This window comes from Pseudoalteromonas sp. S558, assembly GCF_005886635.1.
GTDB lineage: Bacteria > Pseudomonadota > Gammaproteobacteria > Enterobacterales > Alteromonadaceae > Pseudoalteromonas > Pseudoalteromonas aliena.
Window position 1 is genome coordinate 1 of sequence record NZ_PNDU01000246.1, and the last position, 4,805, is coordinate 4,805.

Here is a 4,805-nt window from a genome sequence, read left to right on the forward strand (position 1 = left end):
CCTGACGGTCTGTAAAATGTGCTTTTTTCATAATTTTCTCCTGTGTTTACAATAAGAGAAAATTCTACATTTGGCATCTATTATTTTTAGGGAGGATTACCAGGTCACCATCATCGATAATTTAAATGTGTTTCGCGCTTCACGCTTCTAGAAATTAGAAACCTTATTCAAGGTTTTGTCGCGCTGGCGACAGCAGCCAAAGAGGGGCTGCCGCTGGTCCCTCTCTGGACACTCTCAGCGCACCCGAGCATCACGCTTAATCCTTCAAACCACAATTGATGTGAACGTAAACGGCGAAGATAGGCCATCCATGGCCTAGTTTCGCCTTATCGCGCATCCATGCGCGACATTACTCATCAATTGTTTATTTTCAGGGCGTGATGACGGGGGAGGGTGTTAAACGTGAGGTTGGTGTTTAGTCTTAGCTAAATGTAAAGTTTATTAGCTAAAGCATGGCTAAAATTAGTACCTAATACGGCATCAATGCTGTAATATACTTCTTGAATTGTCGCTCTAACTACTTTACTGCCCTGTGTATTAACATTACAGCTTGTAAGTTTATACAAGGGTTGTCAGTGATCTGCACTGTCGTAGTTATGCGAGGTAAATGGCATGAAACAGAAAACCGTTTTTGTTAGACAATATCTGCGTTATCGTAATGGCAAATGGGAAGATGTTTGTCAACATCTTCGCTCAGCGCCTAGGTAATGCATAGTAGGGAGCGACAATCCACTCTTTCCTTTACTCTGCTTCGACTTCCATCATCGTCTCATAGTGCTCTGGAAATCCTGTTTCTTTGAATATTTCTCTAAATTTAAAAATATATCGATGTGTATCTATAGTGCCTAAGTCAAGATTTATAGCGTCAGAATGTGAGCCTCTATTGAAGTATCTAAGGAATGGTTCAAACTCTTTATCAGTAGAGCCAATTTTATCTAATGTTCTATTCAAATAATCTTTTTGATGTATAAAACTAAAATACCTCTCTAATATATTTCTCATTGCATTTGGTAACATTGATATATGAAGCTTATTTTCAGAACAATCCTTTATTATCTTCCAATAATTTTGATAATCATTTAATAATGTATCTCTTTCCATAGGGAGTATGTTTGTGTCTAGTGATTTAATGACACGGAATAAATTATAATCTTTAGGTTTATGCGCTTTGTTCGGGTTTTTTAGTATTAGTAGTTCATGAAAAAAGTATAAGTTATGCGTTAGTATGAATACTTGTTTGAAGTCTTTTTCAATAATTTCATAATGAATAATCGATGCGATGTCATATACATAATTTTGCGATAAGCTTGAAATAGGATCATCTATAATTATTGTTCTATTTGAACGAATAGCGTTGTCCTCTTTTGAAGTAGCTCCACTACAAGTTTCAAGGAAATATAAAAATGTTATTAGGGTTTTTTCTCCTTCACTCAAAGATTCAAATATATCAGTGTTAGCACCACTTATTCTTTCTATAAAGTATAGCGATACGTTTTCATCTGAGGCTTTCAAGTAAAAACCTGTAATTCCAAGGGATTTTAAACGGTCATTAACATTTTTAATAGATGTTTCAATTTCTGTTGTTCTACTTCTAAGTGTTGTTAGGTTTTCTTCAAGCTTTTCTTTTTCAGCTTTAGCCTCTTTTAGTTTTTCAAGCAATTCTTTTTTATTAATATCATAGTCTTTTTGTGTTGCAAAATTTAAGTCTATAGCGGGTTGGCAATCTTGTTTTAGATTTCTCCAAAATTCGCTTTTAATTTTAAATAATAATTGATCTTTTTGAGTTAATCTTTCATTAAAGTTTAAAATTTCTTGTTGTACAGTTTCAATATAATCATTAACAGCTTTTAATTGCTCAGTCGTATCAAATAGAGGGATTTCAGAACTCGGGTTAGATAATTTTTTTTCTAGTAATCTGATGTTATCTTTCAGTTTGTTAATATATATTGTTATAAAGCTTTCTATTTTTTCATGTTTAACTATATGTTCCATAGAGAATACAGGGTTTTTAAAAACGTCTATTACTTTATTTACCGACTCTTTATAGTCCCGACTTAAACGCTCTAAGTTATTAATTTTATCTTCGTATGCAGTACTAAATAAGTTTTTGATATTTGACTTTATATCGTCATTTATTGCTTGCTGACAGAAAGGGCAATTACTTTCATTTAAAAAACTTATCCCATTTCTGACCCAATCTGAGTTGCCTAATTTATCTATTAATTGAGATAAATAAGAGTCTGTTTCACCAATTATTTTTTCTGAAAAAATAGGGTCTTTTTCTATGTATTGAGAGGGGAATGATATTGTTGAAATGTTAGCAAGCTCTTGTACATCATCAGTTAAATCTCTTGATTCCTGTGCTAGTTCATCAAAGGTGGTAGTGCTCAGCTCTTGGATACTCAATATTTTATTTAAGAAGCCATCTTTTGTTCCAATATTTCGTTCGCTTTCAATACAAAATGAAAGAGTATGATTTTTAAAGTCTCCCTTTTTTTTCCAAATCACATCTTTAAATTTATTTTGTAATTTTTCTTGATTACTTTTTTGTGTTTTTTCTTGCGTAGTAATATCGGCTATTTCAGCTTCTAGTTTATTTAACTCTAAAAGAGTATCTTCTATTTCCTTTTCTGCACTGGCGTCAGCTTCACCTATCGTAAATATTCCTTGTTGTGATGCTTTTTCATAAAAGTTTTTTTCAACGAAGTTTTGATTATAAACAATTACATCATCTTGAGTTATTGTGGGGGTAATTGAGCAATCGGCATAATCAATATTTTCTATATCTTGAAAATATTTTGCAATTGTCGACTTTCCTGAACCATTCTGCCCATAAAATAAATTCACTCTTTTCTTGTTTATTGCAATTGATACTGAGGTAGATACTGGGTAACTAGCTATGTTTTGAAGCTTAATGTTATCAATCATGGTGTCCTTACCTTGTGTAAAGATTATTATTTATCATTCATATTACATTAACTTAGCTAAATAGTTCTGTCACATTAAAATTAATGATATTAAAAACGTCGACCTGTAGATAAATATCAAAGAGGTCACTCTTTAGAAAATTTCGGTCAAGCAGGCTATTTTTTTGCTTGACCTTTTTATTCAAAAAGCCAAGTGCTCTTATTATTAAACTCAATTAAAAATATGGCTACGTACCTAGTAATTACATCGATTGGTATCAATATACATTGTGGCTTTCGCCTCAGTCATCGTTTAGTGCCAATATCGGCCTAAACAACAAATGCCTTGAAATTATACTTATAATCTCTATTATTACCCCTAAACAACACCCCTCCCGCTACCCGTAAGCTCAGCGCCCTGCGAGGGGTTAATTATTCCTATAGTATGGTAAAGGGATTCAGCCCTCATGCAGATCCCAAAGCCCTATAACATTTGTGCAGAAAGTCGACTTTCTAGTGGAACCACAGGCACTAAATTTTGACTACCCATCAAGTACCTCGGTTTTTAGTTTGTTGCTCGTTAAGTTAATTACTCTGTCTAGAACACTACGAATAGAGTTTAGTAATGCGTTTATTATGTGCTTAAACTAGTAGTTATAAACTATAGCGCGACTAAGCTTTGCTCTATCATTGCCTTATTTTTTTTACTATTTTGACCCTTTTGTTTTTGGTCTTCTGCGTTTACAAAACCTCACCAAATACGCCTCTGTTATTTATAAAGCCTAAGACTACTTTACTAATTAAATATTTGTTTAATGCTATCTCATTTAGGATTAATATTAGGTACTACTTAAAACAACAATAAAAGTAAGAAGCAATGTGCCCTTACTAAAGAGGTATACATGGAAGATGCATTCATAGCCGTATTTGCAAATGTCGGCGTTATCTTAATTTTAGCTTTAACATTAAAAGCATTTAATAAAGTCGACATTAATATAACGTGGTCTTTAATCTCATTAGGCATTTTTACGTGTTACGTTTTTGCTTTATTTAGAGGCGCCGAGGTTATTCCTTTAGATATTTTTTTTACTGATATGGCTTGGAATTGGTCAGGTAAAATAGCTGTAATTATCCTGTGGGGAGGTGTAATCCTAGCCTTAGCGAAATATAAACATGGCTTTCGTATTGCTGATGCTGGTTTTACTTTCAAACAAAGTGAAGGCTCTTTAAAACCTGCTTTCATTGTTTTGTGCTTGTTTGTAATTCTCCAAGTCATTGTTTCATGGTTCTGGAGTGGAGAGCCTCGCTATGATTTAGAAACATTACTTTATCAAGCAACCATGCCAGGGTTTGACGAAGAGCCGATGTTTAGAGGGGTCTTACTATTTTGTATTTCTTTGGCAATAGTATCTAAGCGATACAGTTTGGTAAGTGCGCCGGTAAATATAGGTGGATTACTTCTAGTTTTATTATTTGGCTTGGTGCACGGCGTTATGTTTAGCGATGGCGAGTGGTATTTTTCGTTTACCTCTGTTTTATTAACTGGAGGTTATGGCTTTATTTTACTGTGGCTAAGAGAGCGAACGGGTAGCTTGGTATTTCCAATTATCGCCCATAATAGTGTTAACGTTGTTGGGCAATTAATTTAGGGTGAGGTTAAAACGTTTAGTTGCGCTAGATATTCCAGAATCAGCAAGGTCAGGTTTTTTTTTACCTTTTGTGATTAAGGAAAAATGCAAGCTCTGCCCCTAGTAACCCCATTTATAAAAGGGCAATATTATTGCCCTTTTTTTATGCGCTGAAATTGGTAGTTATAAACTATAGGAAAACCGAAGGGGTCACCCCCTGTTTATTTTCTGACGAATCCAAGTAGATTCGTCAGGGTCAAATCTTGACTTC

2 protein-coding genes are annotated in these 4,805 nt (G+C 33.9%); one reads left to right on the forward strand and one right to left on the reverse strand.

From position 1 onward, the window contains the following. Positions 1–741 precede the first annotated feature (741 nt). The gene (locus CWB66_RS15905) at positions 742–2,928 is read right to left on the reverse strand and encodes an AAA family ATPase (protein ID WP_138586109.1); all 2,187 of its coding nucleotides are present in this window, start codon (positions 2,926–2,928) and stop codon (positions 742–744) included. 880 nt (positions 2,929–3,808) lie between these two features. Here CWB66_RS15905 and CWB66_RS15910 point away from each other — a divergent pair. Next, positions 3,809–4,555, forward strand: coding sequence for a CPBP family glutamic-type intramembrane protease (locus CWB66_RS15910; RefSeq protein ID WP_138586110.1), 747 nt, complete (start codon positions 3,809–3,811; stop codon positions 4,553–4,555). The last annotated feature ends 250 nt before the right edge of the window (positions 4,556–4,805 follow it).